The organism is Phocaeicola sp. RTP21198st1_B8_RTP21198_201120 (assembly GCF_040929485.1).
Classification (GTDB): domain Bacteria; phylum Bacteroidota; class Bacteroidia; order Bacteroidales; family Bacteroidaceae; genus Phocaeicola; species Phocaeicola dorei.
The window spans coordinates 19,271-41,786 of the sequence record NZ_JBCOCI010000001.1; the positions used below are offsets into that span (position 1 = coordinate 19,271).

15 protein-coding genes are annotated in these 22,516 nt (G+C 43.3%); 8 read left to right on the forward strand and 7 right to left on the reverse strand.

Annotated features, from left to right (window positions below):
• Positions 1 to 22: 22 nt before the first annotated feature.
• From AB5935_RS00095 to AB5935_RS00105, 3 genes are all read left to right on the forward strand, one after another.
• A complete protein-coding gene (locus AB5935_RS00095; protein WP_038610791.1) occupies positions 23 to 610 on the forward strand; it encodes a conjugal transfer protein TraO in 588 nt (195 codons plus the stop codon).
• Positions 611 to 635: 25 nt separating this feature from the next.
• Complete coding sequence (locus tag AB5935_RS00100) at positions 636 to 1,097, forward strand: TraQ conjugal transfer family protein (RefSeq protein ID WP_038610788.1); 462 nt, start codon at positions 636 to 638, stop codon at positions 1,095 to 1,097.
• A 150-nt stretch (positions 1,098 to 1,247) separates the two neighbouring features.
• Complete coding sequence (locus tag AB5935_RS00105) at positions 1,248 to 2,162, forward strand: M48 family metalloprotease (RefSeq protein WP_038610785.1); 915 nt, start codon at positions 1,248 to 1,250, stop codon at positions 2,160 to 2,162.
• 9 nt (positions 2,163 to 2,171) lie between these two features.
• Here the strand turns inward: AB5935_RS00105 and AB5935_RS00110 are convergent, their stop codons facing one another.
• From AB5935_RS00110 to AB5935_RS00135, 6 genes are all read right to left on the reverse strand, one after another.
• Positions 2,172 to 2,633 (reverse strand): hypothetical protein, encoded by a 462-nt coding sequence (locus AB5935_RS00110; RefSeq protein WP_038610782.1) that lies wholly within the window; start codon positions 2,631 to 2,633, stop codon positions 2,172 to 2,174.
• Between the two features lie 433 nt (positions 2,634 to 3,066).
• Positions 3,067 to 3,306 carry a hypothetical protein gene (locus tag AB5935_RS00115; protein ID WP_038612510.1) on the reverse strand — a complete coding sequence of 80 codons (240 nt, stop codon included), beginning with the start codon at positions 3,304 to 3,306 and terminating at the stop codon, positions 3,067 to 3,069.
• A 114-nt stretch (positions 3,307 to 3,420) separates the two neighbouring features.
• A complete protein-coding gene (locus tag AB5935_RS00120; RefSeq protein WP_038610779.1) occupies positions 3,421 to 3,645 on the reverse strand; it encodes a hypothetical protein in 225 nt (74 codons plus the stop codon).
• An 81-nt stretch (positions 3,646 to 3,726) separates the two neighbouring features.
• On the reverse strand, positions 3,727 to 5,631 hold the full coding sequence (locus AB5935_RS00125; RefSeq protein WP_038610776.1) for a ParB/RepB/Spo0J family partition protein: 1,905 nt from the start codon (positions 5,629 to 5,631) through the stop codon (positions 3,727 to 3,729).
• Between the two features lie 82 nt (positions 5,632 to 5,713).
• On the reverse strand, positions 5,714 to 6,724 hold the full coding sequence (locus AB5935_RS00130) for a hypothetical protein (protein ID WP_038610772.1): 1,011 nt from the start codon (positions 6,722 to 6,724) through the stop codon (positions 5,714 to 5,716).
• A gap of 31 nt (positions 6,725 to 6,755) precedes the next feature.
• A complete protein-coding gene (locus AB5935_RS00135; protein WP_038612506.1) occupies positions 6,756 to 7,049 on the reverse strand; it encodes a hypothetical protein in 294 nt (97 codons plus the stop codon).
• Positions 7,050 to 7,657: 608 nt separating this feature from the next.
• Here AB5935_RS00135 and AB5935_RS00140 point away from each other — a divergent pair.
• Positions 7,658 to 8,959, forward strand: a complete 1,302-nt coding sequence (locus AB5935_RS00140; protein WP_051926330.1) for a family 43 glycosylhydrolase — start codon at positions 7,658 to 7,660, stop codon at positions 8,957 to 8,959.
• A gap of 126 nt (positions 8,960 to 9,085) precedes the next feature.
• On the opposite strand, the gene AB5935_RS00145 is transcribed toward AB5935_RS00140, so the two are convergent.
• On the reverse strand, positions 9,086 to 13,168 hold the full coding sequence (locus AB5935_RS00145; protein WP_038610769.1) for a hybrid sensor histidine kinase/response regulator transcription factor: 4,083 nt from the start codon (positions 13,166 to 13,168) through the stop codon (positions 9,086 to 9,088).
• A 535-nt stretch (positions 13,169 to 13,703) separates the two neighbouring features.
• Here AB5935_RS00145 and AB5935_RS00150 point away from each other — a divergent pair.
• The 4 genes from AB5935_RS00150 (at position 13,704) to AB5935_RS00165 (ending at position 22,511) form a co-directional block, all read left to right on the forward strand.
• The gene (locus AB5935_RS00150; protein WP_038610767.1) at positions 13,704 to 14,510 is read left to right on the forward strand and encodes a DNA-binding domain-containing protein; all 807 of its coding nucleotides are present in this window, start codon (positions 13,704 to 13,706) and stop codon (positions 14,508 to 14,510) included.
• 333 nt (positions 14,511 to 14,843) lie between these two features.
• Positions 14,844 to 18,113 (forward strand): SusC/RagA family TonB-linked outer membrane protein, encoded by a 3,270-nt coding sequence (locus AB5935_RS00155; RefSeq protein WP_038610764.1) that lies wholly within the window; start codon positions 14,844 to 14,846, stop codon positions 18,111 to 18,113.
• Positions 18,114 to 18,141: 28 nt separating this feature from the next.
• Complete coding sequence (locus tag AB5935_RS00160) at positions 18,142 to 20,181, forward strand: RagB/SusD family nutrient uptake outer membrane protein (protein WP_038610761.1); 2,040 nt, start codon at positions 18,142 to 18,144, stop codon at positions 20,179 to 20,181.
• 104 nt (positions 20,182 to 20,285) lie between these two features.
• On the forward strand, positions 20,286 to 22,511 hold the full coding sequence (locus AB5935_RS00165) for an alpha-L-arabinofuranosidase C-terminal domain-containing protein (protein ID WP_038610758.1): 2,226 nt from the start codon (positions 20,286 to 20,288) through the stop codon (positions 22,509 to 22,511).
• Positions 22,512 to 22,516: the final 5 nt, after the last annotated feature.

Consider the following 22,516-nt stretch of genomic DNA (forward strand, 5'->3'; position numbering starts at 1 on the left):
ACCCCTATATAATATAACGTATATGCAAAGAATACTATTCATATTGGCAGTTGCCGTAACGTTGCTATTCGGGACGGACAAGGCATACGCGCAGCGTGACCTGCCGGGGCAGACCGGCATACAGTTCACCACCGGTGGAGTGAACCATTTCCTTTCATGGAAGAGCGGCGGCGGGCGCCATTACTTCACCTCGCTGGCCCTTACCCGTACCAACCGCAACCGTACCCATTGGCTGTACGGTCTGGACTATCAGATAAAGGAGTACACCTATGAGGGCAAGGCGATACCGAAAGCGCAGTTCACCGGGGAACTCGGCTATTTTATCCCCGTATTGGCGGACAAGGGACGGAACGTCTGTCTCCGTGTCGGACTTTCCGCTCTGGGCGGATTCGAGACGGTCAACTGGGGAACTTCCCTGCTTCATGACGGGGCGACAGCCACCAACGGGGACAGCTTTATTTATGGGGGTAGCCTGACGGCGGCTTTCGATGTCTATCTGACAGACCGGATCGTCTTCCTGCTGCAAGTCAAGGAGAGGGCATTGTTCGGGACGGATGCGGGGAATTTCCATACACAGATCGGATTGGGGCTTCGCGTCATTATCAACTAACGAAAAAAAGAAAGGAGACTTAAAAATGAGAAACGCATTATATATATGTATAGGTGTACTGGTATCGGCGCTGGCATTCAGTTCATGCGACGATAAGATAGACATTCGGCAGGATTATGACTTCAGCCTCTCTTCATGGTACCTGCAAAGGCAGATTTCAGCGGATGAGACGGTGGAAATCCGTTTTTATCTGGACCGTGAGGGGAATTATGGGAAGGCAGAGTATGATATAGGCTACATTCAAATGGAAGGCAAGGGAGAGGTGACGGACTGCGAAGGCGTGAAACTCGTCAACCGGGAAGTGAGGCCGTTGGCGGAAATGCCGGGGCTGGACACGGAAAATCCGGTGAGACAGGTGTTTACTCTCTTTTACCGCTCCACAAGTACCAGACGCTCGGAACTGAGATTCTTTGTCCGTGATAATTTCGGACGGGAAAGGGAAATGACGGTGACGTTTGAAGTGGAAAGCGATACGGCAGAAAAATAGCTGTTACCAGCACTTATCAGGAAGAACGGTGGGGTATCCCGCCGTTTTTTATTCCCTTAAATTGACCGGATGGCAGCAATTTGAATGATTTGCCTACCCTTTGAAAGAAAATAATTCTCTATATTTACAAACAGTTTTAAATAAAAGCACATGAAAACAATACTCCGTATATTCCGTATTTTATTCAAGCTGCTCTTGATGGCATACGTGACAGTGGTGAACATCCTTCTTATATCGTTTTTTTACGTCCTATTGCTGGCAATTGTCGGTTGGGTGGCCCCTTCGTTCCTGCCGGGACTGTTTTCTGAATATTCTTTCGCGCATCATCTGGTCTATTCGATGCCTTTCTATGTCGTTCTGCTCTATATCCTCTATACTCTTTCCCCACTGAAGGTTTGGATGATGCGCAGGAGGGAAGGTTACAGGCCATTGGGCGGTGTTGAACGTGTAAGGCTGGAACGCCTGCTTTCAGAAATGGGTATGGACAGAAAACTGAACCTTTACCGGAACGGGGACGCCCGTGCCAATGCGGTGACTTTCGGTTTCAATACAGTGGGCATTACGGACGGAATGATGAAGCAGGCCTCGGACGAGGAACTGAAAGGTGTCATCTGCCACGAAGTGGGACATATCTCACATTATGATTTCGTATATCAGGTGCTTCTGTTTTCGATGGAGTCTTTCGGGAGCCGTTGTCTTTATGGCATATTCCTGATTCCTGCCCTGGTATTCGGGATAATCGGCAGCATGGTGTCCGCACTGGTTCCGGCCCTCGGTTTTTTAGGGGAGCCGGCCGGTAAATTCTGGTGGGGACTTTACAAGTTGCTCCACTTTGTCATTTATGGCATCAGCCGGATAGTTGATGTGAATATCAACAAGTATAGCGAATACCGTTGTGACGCTTATGCGGTCAGATACGGATGCGGCAGCGGCCTGCTTTCTTTCTTGTATCGCTTGAAAAGGGCAGAGGAGATGCGCGGTGAACGTCCTACATTCACCGAATATGTCATGAGTACACATCCAGCCACGGAGAAACGGATTGTACGGCTGGAAAAGCTGTTGTAGTGTAACGGATTATATCCTTGTGAGGATTGAGACGTAAGGCTTGCCGGAATTTCGGATTGCCTCCATCTCCTTTGACTGTTCGTCAAAACAGCAGATGACATGCCCGTAACCGGGCAGCCTTCTCAGAAAGTCTTTCGAGGTACACACTTCTTTGGCATCTGCCTTCACCAGCAGGTCGTCATACAGGGCACGGTGCAGATTGTCCGCTCCTGCCGGATAGCTGTCCGGGGGAGTGACAGTGACCAGACGGATATCCGGGCATTTGTCCGATTCCCGAAGCATGATTGCCGTATCAGCCGCAAGCAGCCCGATATAGGTGTTCATATCACAGAGGAGTGTCCGGTACCCTTCATTGTAAATGGCATATATGTACCGGTAAAGTTCCATGCGGATTTTATCCTCACGGAAATAGTCATACGATGTTGTCTCCCGGATGGTGCGTCCTGTGACGGCTACATTCTTGTTGTACATTCTTATATGGTTTTTAATTGGTTCCTTGTCGATAATCTCTTGTTATGTATCCGTAAAGTAAAGGCACGGTACCTAACAAGTTCTACTCTCCGGCACGACCAAGCGCCTCGCAGGAAACGAGTTAAGACCGTGCCATAAGTGTATGACAAGGACTTCGCCCGTTTATTCTCCTGCTTTAATTTGGTCGTTTTGAGAGTAAGAACAAACAGCTAAAAGCTATTCTTATATGTTATGTTTCAAAATCTTCTAATCTTATAATTTTCTTGTTTTTATATTCAACTACACAAATGTAGATAAAAATCGCGAGTTTTACACCGACAAGATAAAGAATCTGTTTTTTCTTTAGAGGAAAAGTAGAAAAAAAGTCGGGCAATCCTATAAGGACGGCCCGACTTTTTAATACGGTCACTTGTCAGGTGTGGGGTGTGGCAGGTCAGTCCACCGGTTCTCCGCCATAGCACAGACGGCAGATGTCACTATGGATTTCACGCATGATGTGTTCCTGCATCCGTTTGCTGATCTGGCGGTTCTTGGAACGCATGAACAGTCTGTTTTCTATCAGACTGCAAAACTTCGTGCCTTCCTTGTCCACAATACAGAGTATCTGGTTCTCAAGGAAAAAATCCATGTCTGTGGAGTATTCCACATTCGGGGAGATTCTTATGTATTTCATATATTCACGGTTGGGATGATAATTACGGTGGCGGTGTGGGTGGGGTCGTCCGCCCTTTGTTCTTTCAATACGGAAAAAATATGTGCCGGATAATAGTCCCGGCACATAAAATAGTTACTCGCATACAAATAGTTCATCCGCATTCTTTCCCGATAAACGGATAAGCCTGTATTCGTATTTATCGTATAGCTTGTTAAATTCATCCTGATACTTTGAACGATATGTCCCTCTTTCAGTCATCAGCTGTTCGGGCAATTTCCCGTACTTGTCTATCAGTTCCTTTTCTGCCAAAGAACACGCAATTTGTTTGATGGTATCAATCATTTCTTCTTTCTCCATAATGTTACAATCTTATAGGGTTACATAAAAATCGGATCGGGTATTGAAAGGTGAAAAATTTCACCTTTCAATACTATACATTCAAGCAGCCTTATCGTCATGGGGCAATGCAGGGGAAACTTTTTGCTTTTCATCCTTTTTCGCTGCCGCCTTTTCCGCTTTCTTCATCTCCTTTATCCTCTCTCCCAAACGTTCGTGCCTTTTCTGATATTCTTCCTCGTGGGTGGCTTTGGCAAGTCCGTACTGGTCGGGGAAGTGCATGTTTGCGAAGTCCCTCAAGAGCTTGGATGCGTTATTGTCTCCGTAGCCTTCCTCGCAGAGAGAGTGGATGATGAAATCGCGTTTGATGACCGTCCTCTGTGCGTCCGTCAGTTTGGCTACAATCTTCATCCGCTGTTTCTCGTCCAATGGTATCGGCTGGTCCTTGATGCCGCAAAGCGGATAATGCTTCCTTTGCAGTTTGGTCAGCATGATGAAATAAAGCATTCCGTCCTCGTATTGCGTAAACGGACTTTCGGGATAGTCATTCTCACGGACTATCTTTTTCGTATCGGCAACAATCTTCTCGGTGGAGATTTGTTTGAAACGCTTGTCCCGCTCCTGCAATGTCTCAATGGTGACGGGGGCGGTTTCCTTCCTGTTTATCTCCACATAGCAAAGTTCGGGCTCTGTCTGTCCCACTTTGACGTAGGTCTTTATCCTGCCCTCCTCCTTTTTACGGTTGAGTTCTTTCACCTTTTGGGCGTATTCCTCGTTTTTCTGTTCAAAGGTCTGTACCGCTTGTTCATACTCTGTCGGTTCGGAGAACTGCTCCTTTTGCGGTGCTTCGGGTGCTTTGGGAAATTCCCTTGCCGACACGTTGTAATCGAGTTCTTTGATTTCATGCCCTTTCTTGTCTAATTTTTGGAGTGCCGTGTCGTTACGGCTTCCGTAATAAGGTCGGGCGATCACCAGCTTCGGATCGGATTTCAACAGTTTCTCCGTTTCCTTTGCCACATGCGCTGCGTTCTTGGCTTCCAGACATTTGCGGTTGGTGCAATGTCCGCACCCGTTATGTTCGGCAAAAAGGTTGTAGTTGGCTGCGTTGTGTGCACACGCCTTGCATTCTGTCTTGTCGAACTTGTATTGTTCAAGGTCGGTTGTGTAATATTTCTCAAAATGTTTCTTGAACAGATTGAGCGTGTAACCGCTCCAATCGTCCCTATTGCCCTGCTTCAGGTGGTTCTCGTACACGTCCTTTTGGATGTTGGCTTCATAGGTGCTTATTTCCTCGGCCACACTGACGGTGATTGTCCCGTTATCCAGCAGTTCACCGATAGGCGCATACAATTCGTTCAGTTTCAAACGTGTATAGATATACTTCTCGCTCCGTCCGAAGCGGCTGACGAGTGAATACATATCGTACCTGCCCTTTTCAAGCAGGCGTTTGAAGGCTCTCGCTTCCTCGGTGGGGCATACCTGTTCACGCTGTAAGTTCTCGCTTAGTGACATGTCCTCCGCTTCATCGTCCGTTATATGGTCGTATATGGTTGCCTTTATCGTCTTTGCTCCTGCAAGCAGTGAGGCACGGTAGCGGCGTTCGCCGTAGATGATTTCGTAACCGCCTGCCGTGCGTGGACGTACGGCAATGGCCTGCAAGACTCCCACTTCCCGAATGCTGTCCGCAAGTTCCTGCAAGGATATGTCATTGAACGTCTTGCGGTGGTTGTCCGCACTTGGGTGTACGGCTGTGATGTCAAGGTCTGTTTCAGCCGTTGCCGTTGCAAGCGGTGTCTTGGGCGTGGCTTGCTGCGGTGTTTCTTCCACAATGGTGGGAACGGTTGCCGTTTCGGGTGCTTCCGTCACTCCGGCAGTTGTGGGTATGTCCTGCCCACAGATTAACGTCATTGGCTTGGGGATGATTGCCAAAGCGGTTACCTTTACTGCCGTTTCTTTCTCTGATTTCTGAACTTTGTTGTTCTTCCGTGCATTCTTGTTCGTTTTCATAACTATAAATTTTAATGGGTTGATATTGATTGAATTGCTTTCGATAGGTAGGGCGGTTTGTTCCGCCCTGCCTTTTACGTCTCTATACGTTGGCATACGCTGCGAGTGTCTCACGTACTTTCTGTTCCTGCTTCCTGCTGTAAATCCACCCTGCACGCCTTTCACCGTTGTGGGTGAGGTTTGCACGGAACAGACCGTTCAAGTCTTTCAAAACGTCCTTTATCGGCTTGGTGTCCCCGAATACGGCTATCGCCTTTTCGCTGTATTCCACAATTTCAAGATTGAGCGTTGAGAGGTCTGCGGATGTTGTCGGCTGTGCTTCGGTTTCCCCTTGCGGTGCTTTCAGACAAATGTTAGCTTCATCCCCTGCGGTGTGGGCGTATCGTTCAATGAACTTTTCAAGGTCGTAAATCCGCTCTTTTGAAATCGTCCAACCGCTGTACTTGTTATGTCCCAAATACATGCCGTCCCCCATGCTGTAATTTTCACGGTGTTCGTATTCCTTGTCGTTCTCTGCCAGATAAGCCGTTCCCTCAAAATTGGCGGCATGTTTGCGCATTTCGGAAAAGAGGTTTCGTGTATGGGTGGAAAAGCCTAAAATCACGGTTCTTTCTATACGGTATTCGTAGTAGTCCGTATAGCTGTCACACTCGCTCACCCGTAGTTCACCGATAATGACGGCTTTCGCATCCGATGGGATAAGGGGGCGCAAGCGTTCCGCTCCGATTTTTGCGGTGTGTTCGTTCTTCTGCCGTTCTTCCTCCGCTTTTCTGTCATCCTCCGTTTTCTTCTCCCTCGCTTTGGTAAGCAGGGCGGCTGTTTCCAACGGATCCAAAAACTTGGGGTTCGCATCGTCATAATACATGCCTATCCCGAATTTTTCCGACAAGGGTCGGATAAGGTCGGAAGTATGAAACTCGTGTGTCCGCAAATTGATAAGATGATAGGTTATTCCCCACTGGCTGCGGCTTACTTCATACACTACATAGCTGTCGTAGCTGTAACCTTCCAGCATTACCACTTGATTGACTGAAACGGTCTGTTCGTCTCTGTCATAGCTTCTGTTTGCACCTAATAAATGTACTTTGTTCATAATGAATTGCTTTAATGATTAATATTTCGTTTCAGAGTATCACGCAAAAAAGGATGATGAAAAGGAGAAGAACGGAAAGGAAAAGGATAGCGAAAAGAATGCGCCACACGGCACGGATGAGGAAAACCACCAACGCCAAAACCACCAACGTGGGCAGAATACCGCCTAATCCCGTTACCACACCACCGACGAAGGCACACACGAAACGCACCGGCACATACACCATAAAACTGACCAGCGACCACTTCACCAAAATTTTTATGCCGGTTGGAGCGGAGCCGAAGCCTCGTTTCAAATCTTGCTGTATTTCTGTTCTCTTTTTCATAACATTGACTTTTTTTTTATGCCTTGTCGGTGGCTTCACCTTGCTCGTTTCAGGGGGCAGATACGGACGGGGAGAAAATATGCAAGGCTTTTGGTGAAAAATTTTCAACCGCCCCGCTGGACGGATTGAAAAATTTTCGCCAAAACCCGGAGGGCGCGAAGCGGCCTTGCAGATTTTTAGGGGTCCCGGCCGTAGCTTCGCACCCTGAACCATGCAAGGGGAAGTCATGACGGGGTAATAAAAATGAGGAAATCGTTATACTTGGAAAAAGAGAACAGAAATACAGTAAGATTTAGAGGACTATGTTTAGCTATAAATCGTAATATTTAAAATGTGGGTAGAAAATAAGTTTTTTAATGAGGTTTATGAGAGATAGGTTTTAGCTTATTGTATTCTGTTTATTAACGATGGTATTCAATCAAATTGTGTGGTAAAATAATCATGATTGTTCAGCATGTCTATTAAGGCGATTTTACCTCCTATGCTTTGAAAAGTATCGTCTTACATTTGGATACCTTTTAAAGGTTGGTGAATTGAATAACGTTATTATTAATCTTAAAACAAATATTAATCTATTAATCATGAGAAAAGGAATTTTATTTTTTTTGATGTGTACTATTGCACAAATGTTGATGGCTTATGACCATTCGGATAAAATTATACATAATGGTATACCTTGGTTTGACGAGCAGGGAAATATAATTAATGCGCACGGAGCGTGTATTGTGGAAGATGGAGGACGTTACTGGCTCTTCGGTGAATATAAGTCAGATACAAGTAATGCCTTTCCAGGTTTTGGATGTTACTCTTCTACAGACCTTGTAAATTGGAAATTCGAACGGGTGGTACTTCCTGTGCAAAAGGATGGCATATTAGGTCCCAATCGCGTAGGTGAGCGGGTAAAGGTGATGAAATGCCCTAAAACGGGAGAATTTGTAATGTTGATGCATGCCGATGATATGAAATACAATGACCCATACATTGGAGTTGCCACCTGCAAGACTATTAATGGGGACTATGAATTGCAAGGCCCGATACTTTTTAACGGTAAACCGATTAAGCGATGGGATATGGGTACATTTCAAGATACGGACGGTAAAGGATACCTGCTGATTCATCATGGACCGATTTATAGATTGAGCAATGATTATCGGTCAGTTGAAGCGGAAGTGGCTCATGTAGAGGGTATGGGCGAATCACCGGCAATGTTCAAAAAAAATGGAATATACTATTTGTTGACTTCGAATTTGACCAGTTGGGAGCGAAATGACAACTATTATTTTACAGCTTCTTCTATCGAAGGTCCGTGGGAACGGCATGGATTGTTTTGCCCTGAAGGAACCTTGACACATAATTCTCAATCCACTTTTGTGTTCCCGTTGAAACAAGGCAATGATACTATTCCTATGTATATGGGAGATCGTTGGTCATATCCGCATCAGGCATCAGCCGCTACGTATGTGTGGTTGCCATTGCAAGTGAAAGGCAAAAAAATATCCATTCCTGAGTATTGGCCATCATGGGACATTGACCGGATAGAAAAAGTAGAGTTGGAAGGAATGGTAAAAATGCAGAATTGGTCGTCAAACCGGAAGGGAGACTGTTTGAAGATGTCGTTTACCGGAAGTTGTGTAGCTGTTGTGGGGAAAACAGATAGGCATGGAGGATATGCAGAGGTACGTATATTGAATGACAAAGGAAAACTGATGCATCGCTCATCGGTGGATTTCTATAGTAAAGTGCCGGACAATGCAATTCGTTTCATTAGTAAAAAAATGCCATTTGATACTTATACAATAGAAATCGAGGTGACCGGCGAGCAACCAGTGTGGTATGATAAGAGGAAGAACCGTTTCGGTAGCGATGATTATTATGTAAATGTAGAGAAGATTCTGATTTCTGTTTTATAAATTTATATGGGGTTGGGGATATGTGCTCCAAATTCTCCTTTATTGAAATCACCCTCGCTACAAACATCTGTAGCGAGGGTGATTTGCATTTGTAAAAGTTTCTACACACCCCTATGTAAGAGGAACTTATATCGATTGACTTCCACTTCTATGCTGTTTAAGGTATTCGGAAGGAGACATACCAAATTCTTCTTTGAAGCAGTCACGAAAATGTGCCATATTATTGAAACCGGTCATTGAGGCAGCTTCTGATATGTTGTATTCACCGGTTAATATCAGTCGTACGCTATTCTTCAGCTTTATTTTTCTGACAAATTCATTGGGGGAAAGTTCGGTCAAGGCTTTTACCTTGCGATAAAAACTCGAATAACTCATATTCATGCGATCTGTCATAAAAGTAACATCTATCTTCTCTTCGTCCAAGTTGTCCTCCACAAGTGAAGTCAACTTGGAGAGGAACGTTTCATCAAGTTTGCTTAATTGCGGATGGCTGGCAACATTCACTTGATTTTCTGCATCAATCGCGGGTATAGGCACATTCGCTACTATCTGTTTGGCAAGTTGTTTTCTGGTTTCCAGCAGATTTCTGATACGGCTTTTAAGTAATTTTGCACTAAAAGGTTTGGTTAAATAAGAATCTGCTCCATTGTCATATCCTTCTTCCTTATCTTGTATAGAATCTTTGGCTGTTAGCAATATTATGGGGATATGGCTGGTATTCATGTTTCCTTTCACGTTTTTACATAATTCTATGCCGTTCATTTCAGGCATCATTATGTCGCTTACTATAATATTCGGGGTGTATTTCAACGCCAATGATAGTCCTTCCTTGCCGTTGCGACCTTGTAATATCTTGTAATTATCTTGTAATTCTTGAGCAATGTATTCTCTAATGTCTGCATTGTCTTCCACAACCAACAGAATGGGACGTGTATCGGTTTCTTCGTCTTCCTCCATTTTTTCTTCCATATTTGGTAACTCAATCTCTTTATTTTCCTTATGCAATGCTTCAGGATAAGTGTCATCCGTCGGTATACGGAAGAAGAATGTAGTTCCTTTCTCTGTTGCACTCTCTACGTCCAATGTGCCGTGATGCAAAGTCACCAATGATTTCACCAAAGCCAGTCCGATACCGGTACCTGAAGCCTGATGTTTGCCTTTTGCTTGGTAGTAACGGTCGTAAATGTGCGGTAATGCTTCTGCATCAATCCCGTATCCGGTATCCGCTACCACTATTTCCGTATAATCTGTTCCGTTCACTTTTACCGGATGCATGGAAAGCGAGATTTGTCCGTTCGGAGTGTATTTTATTGCATTGGAAAGCAGGTTGTTGAGTATGATTGTAATCACTTCCGCATCAAAGTAAATTACCTTCTTCAAAGGCTCTACTTCAATGTGGAACTCCACACGACTGTTCCGGTTCAATTCTTTGTATCTCAAGCCGATTTCCGTTACCAAATTGCCCAAATTGCCTTTGCTCACTGCCAACTGACGGTTTTGTGTTTCCGTTTTACGAAATTCCATTAATTGGTTAATGAGATTGAGCAACTGTACCGCGCTGCGATGTATCGTCTGTACTTTCGTGCGATACCGCGTCAGGTTCTTGTCGTCTTTCAAATCCTCTAACGGGCCGATAATCAGTGTGAGTGGAGTACGCAGTTCGTGCGCAATGTTGGTATAAAAGCGGAAGCGTTCGTTGTTTAGTTCCTGCTCTTTTTGTCGGCTTCTTCTTTCTGTCTCCCGCGAGTTTTTTTCTATTTCCAGTGAACTCTTCAGCAGGAGTCTTTTCTTATATGAGCGGAAGATGAAATACATAATGAACAATACCAGTAGGATATAAATCGTTTTTGCATACCATGTAGCCCATAGGGGTGGACTGACAATGATATGCATGGATGCAATGTTTTTTTCGTCCCAATCATTGTTTTTCAGCCGTGCTTTGACTTTAAAAGTATAGTTGCCCGGTGCTATATTGTGGAAGGTTATGGTATTGTCTTTCTTTGTGTAATACCATGACTTGTCTTGTCCATCCATTATATAGGCGTAATCCACTTGCCCGTTCTGCGAATAATCTGCTACGGTAAAGGTGATACGGAATGTGTTTTGATTGTAAGGGAGGCGGACGATGCCTTTATCGTCAGGCACTGCTATTTCAAAGTTCCTTCCTGTTGCTTGTTTGCTGAAGCTCTCGCAAGAGATAATCTCTATGGGTGAAACTGTTTTATCATTTTTCATTAGCTGCGGATGGAAGTAACACACACCATGGGGCGAGCTGAAGAACAAAGTCCCATCAGGAGTCATGGCTGATGAACTTTCGACAAATCCTCCCAATGGTACTCCGTCGTTGTAATCATAATTATAGAATGTCTGCTGATAAGCATTCCAGCAGGCAATACCGGTATAGGTACTCACCCAAATGTTTCCTTGCTTATCTTGCTGAATGGCTCGGATATGGCAGTCTGCCAATCCTTGCTGTTCATTGTAGATTTTTATTTGTTCAGGATGATTTGTATCTTCCACATATCCCAATCCATTATAGGTTGCAATCCATAACCCTCCTTTTCTGTCTTTATATATTTGGTTAATGTGGCTTGAATCCAATTTCCAGCCTTCGTAGAAGTGTTTCAGTTCTTTATTGTCTTTTTCGTCAAGGATATAAAGCCCTGCTCCCAATGTACCTACCCATGTTTTTTGCTGGTCATCTTTAGTTATGGCATATATTATGGGATTCCAATTCTTCCATTCCGGAATATCGGCTTTTTTTATGGTGCCTTGACGATGAATGTATATGCCTTCTTCACTTCCTATCCACATTTGGCCTTGTTTGTCTTCATAGAAAGCATGTATATCCAGATTGTCTGCTCCCAAATCAAGATGTTTGAAAGAGTCGGTTCGGGGATTATAACATATCACACCTTCGTCATTTATTCCCAGCCAAATATTACCTTCGCTATCTTTTTCTATGATATAGATAACTGAGTAAGCGCGTGACATATACTTGGATATATCCCAATCCTTTATTATTTTATGGTCTTTGTACAGAGACAACCGGTTCTCTCCTCCCAGCCATAAGCTGCCGTCTTCATTCGCTTTTATTCCATAGATATGATTCATTGCTTTTTTATCGTTCACCTCGCTGAAATAGGGGATGACTTGAAAGTTGGATTGGGCGTGGCTGAGAAAGTCGATTCCTGTGCTGTAGTTTCCAATCCATACATTGTGGAATTTATCTTCCAGTATGATACGTGTATTAGGTGATGAAAGATTACTGTTGGCGGGAGTTATATTGTTGAATGACAAATCCTTTATGTCTGCCTTTTCAAAGTTATGTAAATCCAGGATACTGATACCTCCCAAATCCGATGCTATCCATAAGGTTTCATCCTGCATCTCGGTGACCCAGTGTATATTATCACCCACCAATGAGTGTATATCTGTATTGTCATGCCGGAAATTGATAAATTCCTCAGTTATAGAATTGAACAAAGCCAATCCGCCATTGGTACCTACCCATACGTTCTTCAAGTGGTCTATATAGATGGAACGTACATTGTCGCCGGGCAGGCTCTTAGGATTGCGGGCATCGTGGCGGTAGTTTTTTACTGTTTTATCTTTTAAGTTGACGACACTCATCCCATTGCCGACATGGCCTACGTATAAAGAGCCGTTATAGTCGTCACAGCAGCAGCGATTCCTACCTTTCAAGTCCGGGATATTTTCTTTATTGTATCTTGCCGTGATGCTGTCCGCAGATTTGTCATACCTATCTATCTTCCCTCCTAAATAAACTATCCATATTCCTTCTTCGTCGGCAGGCATGATGTCTGAAACATCATTGGCAGATAACCCGTTCTTGGTCGTTAAATTCCTGAATTGTTGCGTGTGACAATCAAACAGGCTGATTCCGGATGCTCTGGAGCCAATCCATAGCATATTGGTCGGAGTATCATAATAGAGCGAAGTCAGCTCGTTGCTCACTATTGGGGAGTTATTTTCTTTGTAAACGATGTTTTCATTTCCGGTCCATTTGTTCAAACCCGATTCTGTGGCGCTCCATACGAAGCTTTGCCCATCTATTGCCATGTCCAGAATGAAGTCGTTGGACATACCCTCCTGTGCGTTGATATGTTTGAAAGAATATGTGTTCTGTCCTGCTGCTTGTAGAAGCATACACACATATAAAATAAGGAACATAAAGAACTTTTTCATGGCTTATCTATTTTTTTTTCTTTGTACAAAAATAGGTCTTTTATCACTAAATATGCCATGCTGCAAACTAAAAAGAAAAGAAACCATCGCAAAATGGAAGATTTCTTTATTTGATAAACGTTGGGATTGGTCGATTTCCGTAGATAGCTTAAAGTAAGTACGTGTAAAAGGAGTAGGTGAAAAAAGTTTCGCATATGTAGTTGCGTTAGGTGTTAAGTGTAAACAGCCCTTTATAAAAGGAACTTGAAACAGTGAAATGTTGCTGTATTATCGCCGACAATAGTCAGGATAGGGTAAAAAAGAATTGTATTGGAATATATAACTTTTGGATAAACAGGTTATTATCTGAAGTAACTGAAGAAAAGGATGTAAATCTCTCACTATAGTGACAGATTTCCATCCTTTCTCTTACATTATTACATTTAGGAAGAAAAGTATCTTTTAAAAGAATATTCACCTATGTACCCTCTACGACTTCTTCAATACCTTTGTCACGTCAATAAGACACATAACCTCGTAAATATTATGAAAACGTATGGCAAAAAATGTATTAAAAGCATGGTTGGTTGACAATACGGTTACCACCGATGACAAAACAGATAAGATTTTTTCTTTGGAGACCACCCGTAGCATCGGTAAGGATATAATTCTTGACCGCATGGTGGCAAAGAACCCCGGTGTACGCCGGGAAACCATGGCATTGGGCATAGAATTGATGGAAGAAGTGATATCCGAGGCACTGATGAATGGTGAGAGTGTAAATACCGGATTGTTTCGCGGAGTGGCACAGTTTCGCGGAGTGGCAAAACAAAATGCGTGGGATTCCACGGTCAACAGCATTTACGTATCACTGACACAGGGAAAAGTGCTGCGTGAAGCAATTAAAGATACACGTGTAGATGTATTGGGAGAACGTCCGGTTAAGTTCTACATCGGAAGCGGGCAAGACGCTGCTACCCGTGCCGTAGATTTCAGTGCCACTGCGGGACGCAACTTCACCCTTTTCGGCAAGAACCTTACCGTGGTGGGTACCGACCCGTCGGTAGGTGTTACGCTGACTTTTGTGGCAACAGGAAGCGTCACTAAGATAGATAAAGACATGATTGTGCTTAATGAGCCTTCTCGTCTCATTATTTTGCTACCTGCTTCGTTGGAAGACGGTGAATACACTATCACAGTCACTACCCAATACAAAGGCAGCAGCACAGATTTGTTAAAAACGCCACGCAGCACATCGCACAATATATATGTAGGCGGCCTGCCGGATGATGGTGGTTCTACCGAAGAACCGGACGGAGAAGGTAGTGATGACGGTGATCAAACAGAAAATCCTTTAGGGTAAGAATATTTCAGGATAACTTTATGTTTCTTCATCGATGAAAAGGAAAGGATAAGGATTAAGCGAATCATGTAGACAAGTGTTTCCTTAAAACAACAAGGTTAGGGATTTCAAGGTCAATTCATTTACATTATTTGCATAATCCGTGCTCTGAACCTTTTCTCGATGATTTTTATCAGACGAGATATTAGTCTCGGTTAGACTAATCGTTAGTCCGGAGTCAGACTAACTGTTAATCCGGATTGGCTGTGTTTTTAGTCTGAAGACAGAAAAATCATTTGAATTTAAAAATTAAATAGTATTTACCTAAATGTCTAATCCAAACAAAGAAAGACCATGAAATCAGATTCATTAAGATTTCCTCGTAAGGCGACGGTCGCCTTATTGCTTTGCACAAGTGTTGTGGCAAGCTACCCATCGACAATGTGGGCAGAGGATAGCGCCAAAAGCGCTGTACAAGCCGTACAGCAAAGTATTACTGTAAAGGGTGTAGTGAGTGATGCCATGGGACCCGTAATAGGTGCCAGTGTCATGGAGAAAGAGAACAAGGGGAATGGTACCATTACAGATATGGATGGAAACTTTTCTCTTAATGTAAAGCCTGGGGCTGTACTTATAGTTTCCTATATCGGATATAAAACCATAGAAGTACAAGCCATAGCTAATAAACCACTTCATATAACCTTAAAGGAGGATAGTGAAATGCTGGATGAAGTGGTAGTAGTAGGTTTTGGAACGCAAAAAAAAGTAAATTTGACGGGATCTGTGGGAATTGCTACTGCAAAGGAATTGGAATCACGCCCGGTTTCGTCGGCAACACAAGCGTTGCAAGGATTGGTGCCCGGATTGAAGATAACTACTAATACCGGTGCACTTGACCAAAACATGGGTATATCGGTACGTGGTACGGGAACGGTCGGAGGGTTTTCAAAGGGAGACCCACTTATCCTCATTGATGGAATGGAAGGGGATTTAAATTCCATTAATCCGCAAGATATAGAATCTATCTCTGTTTTGAAAGATGCGGCTGCATCGTCTATATATGGTTCACGGGCTCCTTTTGGCGTGATATTGGTGACAACCAAAGGTGGTAAAGAAGGTAAATTCTCTGTAAATTATAGTGGCAATGTACGTATCTCATCCCCAATTAATATGCCCGAATCAATGGATTCTTATACATTTGCTTTGATGATGAATGAAGGACTTCGTCAGAGTGGAAGTAATGTCCGCTTCTCGGATGCCACACTACAGAATATGTTGGATTATCAAGCAGGCAAGCTTACTGACGGTTTGCGTCCCGACGAGGATAATCCTTCTGCGTGGCAAGATATGTTTACTTATGGATATGCCAATGTCGATTTGTTAGATGAACTTTATAAAGACAACGTTATGTCGCAAGAACATAATATGAATATCAGTGGCGGTTCAAAAAAGATGAACTATTATGTATCATTCAATTATCTTCAGCAGAATGGTTTGTTGGAAATAGGTGATGATGGATTGAAACGCTATAATGTAGCAGCCAAAATCAATGCCGATATTACTCCATGGCTCAAATTCTACTATGGCACGCGACTTACAAGAACTGATAATTGGAGACCTACGGATTTCGACGGAGATGTTTATCGGGACTTGACAAGAAATTGGCCCAACGTACCTTTAAAAGATCCCAACGGTTATTGGTTCCACCCCAATGTTCTTAAATTTGCCGATGGCGGCCAGCGTGATAAACAAACAGATTTTATATATGAACAAGTCGCGTTTACTTTTGAACCAATCAAGAACTGGATAACTAAAGCGGAATTCAATTATCGCATGATGAATCAAAATATTAAGCAGTCCACAATTCCCGCTTATGCCCATAATGCTCTCGGGGATGAGAATAACAATAAAGAAACTTCTTATCTTTACAAAGATGACACAAAAGATGCTTATTGGAATTTCAATGTCTTTTCGGAATATTCAAAAACAATAGCCGATAGTCATAATTTTAAAGTGATGGCCGGTTTTCAAGCAGAGCATTGGGGACAAGAATTCTTTTCAAGCAATGTGGCCGGACTTCTTGACCCTAACTTTCCGGAGTTTAATCTGACAACAGGGTTGGATGGCAACGGCAAGGATAAACCTGCCCAGGTAAAAGGAACAAGTGACAGATGGTCGCTTGCCGGTTTTTTCGGTCGTTTGAATTACGATTACAAAGGTCGGTATTTGGCAGAACTTAATATGCGTTACGATGGTACATCTCGTTTCCGTAAGGATAGTCGTTGGAAATTGTCCCCATCTGTATCATTGGGTTGGAATATTGCACAAGAGAATTTTTGGCAACCGATTAGCCATGTTGTTAATCTGTTTAAATTACGTGCTTCCTATGGAGAGTTGAGCAATCAGAATACGACATCGTACTATCCCACTTATCGTACAATCGGTGTTAATACAATGAACGGAAGTTGGTTGCAAGGTGGTTTAAAGCCGAATACTTCTTATATTGGAGACCTTGTCAGTTCTTCTTTGACATGGGAATCAATCCGTACGTGGAACTTTGGTGCTGATTGGGGACTTTTTGATAACAGACTGACCGGAACGTTTGACTGGTTCATCCGATATACGAAAGATATGGTAGGAAAGGCAGGAGAACTTCCTGCGACTCTGGGTATCGGTGTACCCCAAACCAATAATTGCGACCTTCATACGCGTGGTTGGGAAGTCACGATTGGATGGAAAGACCGTCTTAGTTGCGGTTTGAATTATGGCATTGCATTCAATATCTCCGACCAGGTTACTATCATAGATAAATTCCCGGATAACCGTACTAATTCTATCCGGAGTTATCTTCCGGGCTATCGTGACGGGTTGATTTGGGGATATGAAACGATTGGCATTGCCAAAACTGATGAAGAGATGAATGCGCATCTTGCAACGTTGCCTAAAGGTGGGCAGGACGCTCTTGGAGCCAACTGGGCTGCCGGTGATATCATGTACAAGGATCTTAATGGTGACGGTAAAATAAGCAGTGGTGCGGAAACTCTTGATGATCATGGTGATTTAAAAATCTTGGGTGATAGCTATACTCATTATTTTTTCGGACTTGACCTTACTGCCGGATATAAAGGGTTTGACTTTAGAGCATTCTTCCAAGGTGCGTTGAAGCATGATTTTTGGCCCGGTTCCAATGCCTATTTTTGGGGCGTGAATGGCGATAGTTCGGAATGGGGTATGGAAGCCTTTAAACCGCATAATGATTATTTCCGTGCAGAAGCCATTGGCTTGGAAGATCGTAAATTGGAAGCAAATCTTGATTCTTATTTTCCCCGACCATTATTTAAGAGTGGCGGTCAAGGATATAAGAATCAGAAAACCCAGACTCGCTATCTTCAGGATGCCCGTTATGTGCGTTTGAAGAATTTGCAGATTGGTTACACTCTGCCAGCCTCGCTGACGAATAAAATAGGCATAAACAACTGCCGCTTATATATTTCGGGAGAAAATCTTCTTACATTTACTCCGTTGTTTGAGATGTTTGATCCTGAAACATGTACGGGTGGATATGGTGGAAATACCTATCCTTTGTCAAGAACATGGTCGTTCGGCTTGAGTCTTTCATTCTAATATATAAACATAAATATTCAATATAAATATGAAATATCTATCTATAACATTATTGTTGACAGGAGTGTTATTGGGAATGACATCCTGCAATGATTTTCTTGATGAAACACCCAGAAACAGTCTTTCTCCGGAATCATATTTTTACGAGGAAACCCAGCTCTTGTCATACGTCGATGATATTTATCCCAAAATACTTCCCGGTAGCAGCGGAAACTCCTATGGCTTTTATGCCGGTGACAATGGAACCGATAACCAAATTGACAGAAATGCTCCAAGCCGTTTTGATGAAGGGCAATGGAAAGTCCCGCTTAATGATGACAATTGGGGGTTCGAGACTATCTATCGAATAAACTATTTCTTTTCACAAGTGATGCCGCGATTTGGTAATGATTTAAACGGATCGGAAAACACTATTAAAGGAAATCTCGATAATGTGAAACACTATATCGGTGAGATGTACTTTCTACGTGCGGCGGAATACTTCAGCCGTTATCAGAAATTTGGTGATTTCCCTATTATTACTGAACCCTTAAATGATAATCAGGAGGAGCTTACTGAAGCAAGTAAACGTTTTCCTCGTAATGAGGTTGCTCGTTTCATATTAGATGATCTTGAGACTGCAATCCAGTTACTGGGGTCTAAAGATTTAGCGTCTACACGTATAAATCGTGATGCTGCCTTACTTCTTAAATCACGTGTGGCACTTTATGAGGGTACTTGGTTGAAATATTTCAAAGGAACAGCATTTGTCCCCGGTTCTTCGGAATGGCCGGGTAATAAAGGAGGCTCTGATTATCAATATCCAAGTGGAAGCATTGATAATGAAGTTGATTTCTTCCTGACCGAAGCGATGGAAGCATCAAAAGAGGTTGCAGATAAATATGTGGATCAATTGACCCAAAACACCGGTATATTGCAGCAAGATGTTTCTGAGCCTAATAATCCTTATTATGACATGTTTGCCTCTGAGGATTTGTCAACCTATCCTGAAGTTTTATTGTGGCGTCAATATGTGCAAGGGGTTGCCTCGAATGACATGGCACTTGCAGCCAACCAAGGGAATTGGGGAGTTGGTGTTACTCGCAGTTTTGTGCAGAATTATCTGATGAAAGATGGTACACCGACCTATCATCATGGCAGTTACACTGATGGTGATGGCTATTACATGGGAGATAAGACCATAATGGATGTACGTATGAATCGAGATGAGCGCTTGGTGCTTTTCCTGAAAGAGCCACAACAGAAAAATGTCTTGATTGAAAGTATTAAAGGACTCAGTGTGTATATGGAAGAACCTTATCCAAGCATCACTTCGGGAGATGTGCAGCGTGCTTATACTACGGGCTATGCGCTTCGCAAAGCAGGTGCTTTTGATACGAAATATCTGGTTCAAAATCAGGGAAGTATAGGAATTCCCATTTATCGTGCGGCTGAAGCACTCTTGAATTATATGGAGGCAAGCTATGAAAAGTCCGGTAATGGTAGTCTTGACTGGGACCAAGACGCAATGAGGTATTGGAATGCATTGCGCACAAGGGCTGGCATAACAGGAAGCATTCAGTCTACAATTTCTGCGACAACCATGGCTAAAGAAGCAGAAAACGACTGGGGTGCATATAGTGGAGGAACACTGGTTGACCCTATTATATATAATATAAGACGTGAACGGCGTTGTGAATTTATTTCTGAAGGATTACGTTATATGGATTTATGTCGTTGGCGTGCCATGGATCAGTTGAAGGCTGCCAACTATATTCCCGAGGGAATACATCTGTGGGGAACTCCCATGCAAAGCTGGTATGATACCGAAGACGGTGGGACTCTACTGAAGTATGGAGGTACTGATGCAAATGTATCAGCTCCGGATAATGAGTATATCCGTCCTTATCAACGAACCACCAATCAACGATGCTATAATGGTTTTACATGGCACAGTGCGCATTATCTATATCCGGTACCTATAAAACAAATGCAGCTGACATCGAGTAATGGAGTTGACATAGAAACTTCACCGATATACCAAAATCCGTATTGGCCGACAAGCGTGGAAGAGCCGGCAATACAATGAAGGCAAATGATGTAAACTATTAGTTGAAAATAATTATCTATAGGTAATGAGGCCAGTCATGTGAAAATCGATGCTCTCATTACCTCTTTTAAAATTGAAAATATATGTCTCCTATACATTTTAAAATAACATTATGTTGTATCGCTTCTTTCATAAGTTCATTGAATCTTATTGCTCAAAGTTCTCCAATAGAATTATCAGTTGATGCAGATACTCAAATTGCAACTGTGACCCGCTTATTTAATGGTACCAATATAGAAGATTTGAATAATCAGACGAATGGTGGCGTATTCAGTCAGTTGCTGCATGGAGAAGCTTTTGAAGAGAATGTGGATGTGGATTTTTTGAATTTGGAAAGTAAGGATTACTCCAAGGTATATCTGGTATTGGATGATAGGAGAATTCCGCATTTGATTACCCAGTCGGACATCTATCACAAAATCAGTTGGAATAATGCCAATGATAAATATGATTTTACGACTCATGACATTTATAACTCTACTCCGTTCAAGAAACCCGAAATCCTGTCGGGTTGGGAGTTCAAAGGGCGTTTTCTTATATTCGACTCCTTGTCCGGACATATTCAGAAAACGATGCTGGAGCGGATTAACGGAAAAGAGCAGATTTCCAAATTTTGGGAGAAATGGGTGCAGGGCAATCCTGCTTATAGGTATGAGCTACTTCGTGACGGCAATGCTTATATCGGCAGACAGACGCAGACCATTGACTTTGAATCGGGAACGGGTGAGGTCGGACTTTTGAACCGTGGCTTGTATAAGTCGGGTATACGGTTTGTCAAGGGAAAAAACTATGAGGGAGTTTTAAGAGTAAAGTCGGATGCGCCTGCTGAGATATATCTGTCTCTGAGAGATAGTAGCGGCAACATTCTTGCGGAAAGGAGCTGCACATTGAAGGGGAGCGGTGAATACGAGAAGGTTGAATTTGAGCTGGTTCCTACGGCTTCGGTTAATGACGGTGCCTTTGGCATCACATTGAAAAACAAGGGAAAGGTGGAATTGGGATTTGCTTTCTTACAACCGGGAGAATGGGGCCGGGTAAACGGATATCCGTTGCGCAAGGAGTTTGTCGATGCGCTGAAAGATTTGGAGATAAAAGCCATTCGTTACAATGGTTCCATGGTTTCTACAGGTGCCGACACTTACTTGTACCGTTGGAAAAAGATGCTGGGGCCGGTGGATGAAAGACGTGTCTCATTGCGTACGGGCTTTAATATGTATGCCACACATAGTTTCGGTTTCATGGAAATGTTGCAATTGGCCGAAGTTATCGGTGCGGAATGCATTATCGGTATGAGTAAGGATGAAACGGCAGAAGATGTCCGTGACTTTGTAGAGTATGTGAACGGTGCTGCCTCTACTGTTTGGGGAGCCCGGCGCGTAAGTGATGGGCACGCAAAACCTTATAATCTGAAATATATACAGGTGGATAATGAACGGAACATGACATTGGGTTATGTAAAGGATGTTGAGAAATTTGCAGAAGCGGCGTGGAGCGTAGATCCCGATATGTCTATTATGCTTTCGGTTAACATTCCGAGAAGCGGTTATCCCAAAGGAAGCAAAGAGTATCGGCTCGTATCCGATTTAGCTGACTGGTTCATAAAAAAGGGACAAGGTGACAAGCTTTGCTGGGATCCCCATTATAGCGGCTCGCGTGAATTTGCCGATGATAAAAGAGGATTTGAGAATGAGATGGGGATTGCCATTCAGCGTAATCTTGCGGAAGACTTTCCCGGTTTTCACCTGAATCTGCATCCGATGGAAGAGAATGGCTGGCGTTGTGACTGGGATCGCGGTTTGGCTCATGCGCATAACTGGAATACATTGCAGCGATATGGCAACTGCTTCCGTATGCTGGGCACTGCCAATACATTCCAGCCGTTCGGGCTTCATTACATGTGGAATCAGGGGCGTATTCATTATACTCCGGATGCTATGTGGTATCAGCCTTCGGCATGTATCGACAAGATGATGATGCAGACTTGGAAACCGATAGTGGTGGAAACTGCAAGTTCTTGCGACAGTCTGCTTGATATTACTGCCAAAGTGAATGAAAAGAAAACGGAAATGACGGTGTATGTTGCCAATATGAGCAGCCGGGCACAACCTGTTCTTATTAATCTGGAAAATTTCAAATTGAAGTCGGTAGCGGATGCGCAAGTGATAGGCGGGTGCGAACTGACAGACTACAATACATACGATAATCAGAACAATGTAGTATTCAGACCTATCAAGGTAAAGGTATCCGGGCATAAGATAAAGGCTCAACTGCCAAAATATTCCTATACTGTAATAACCGTAAGAAAATAGTGATA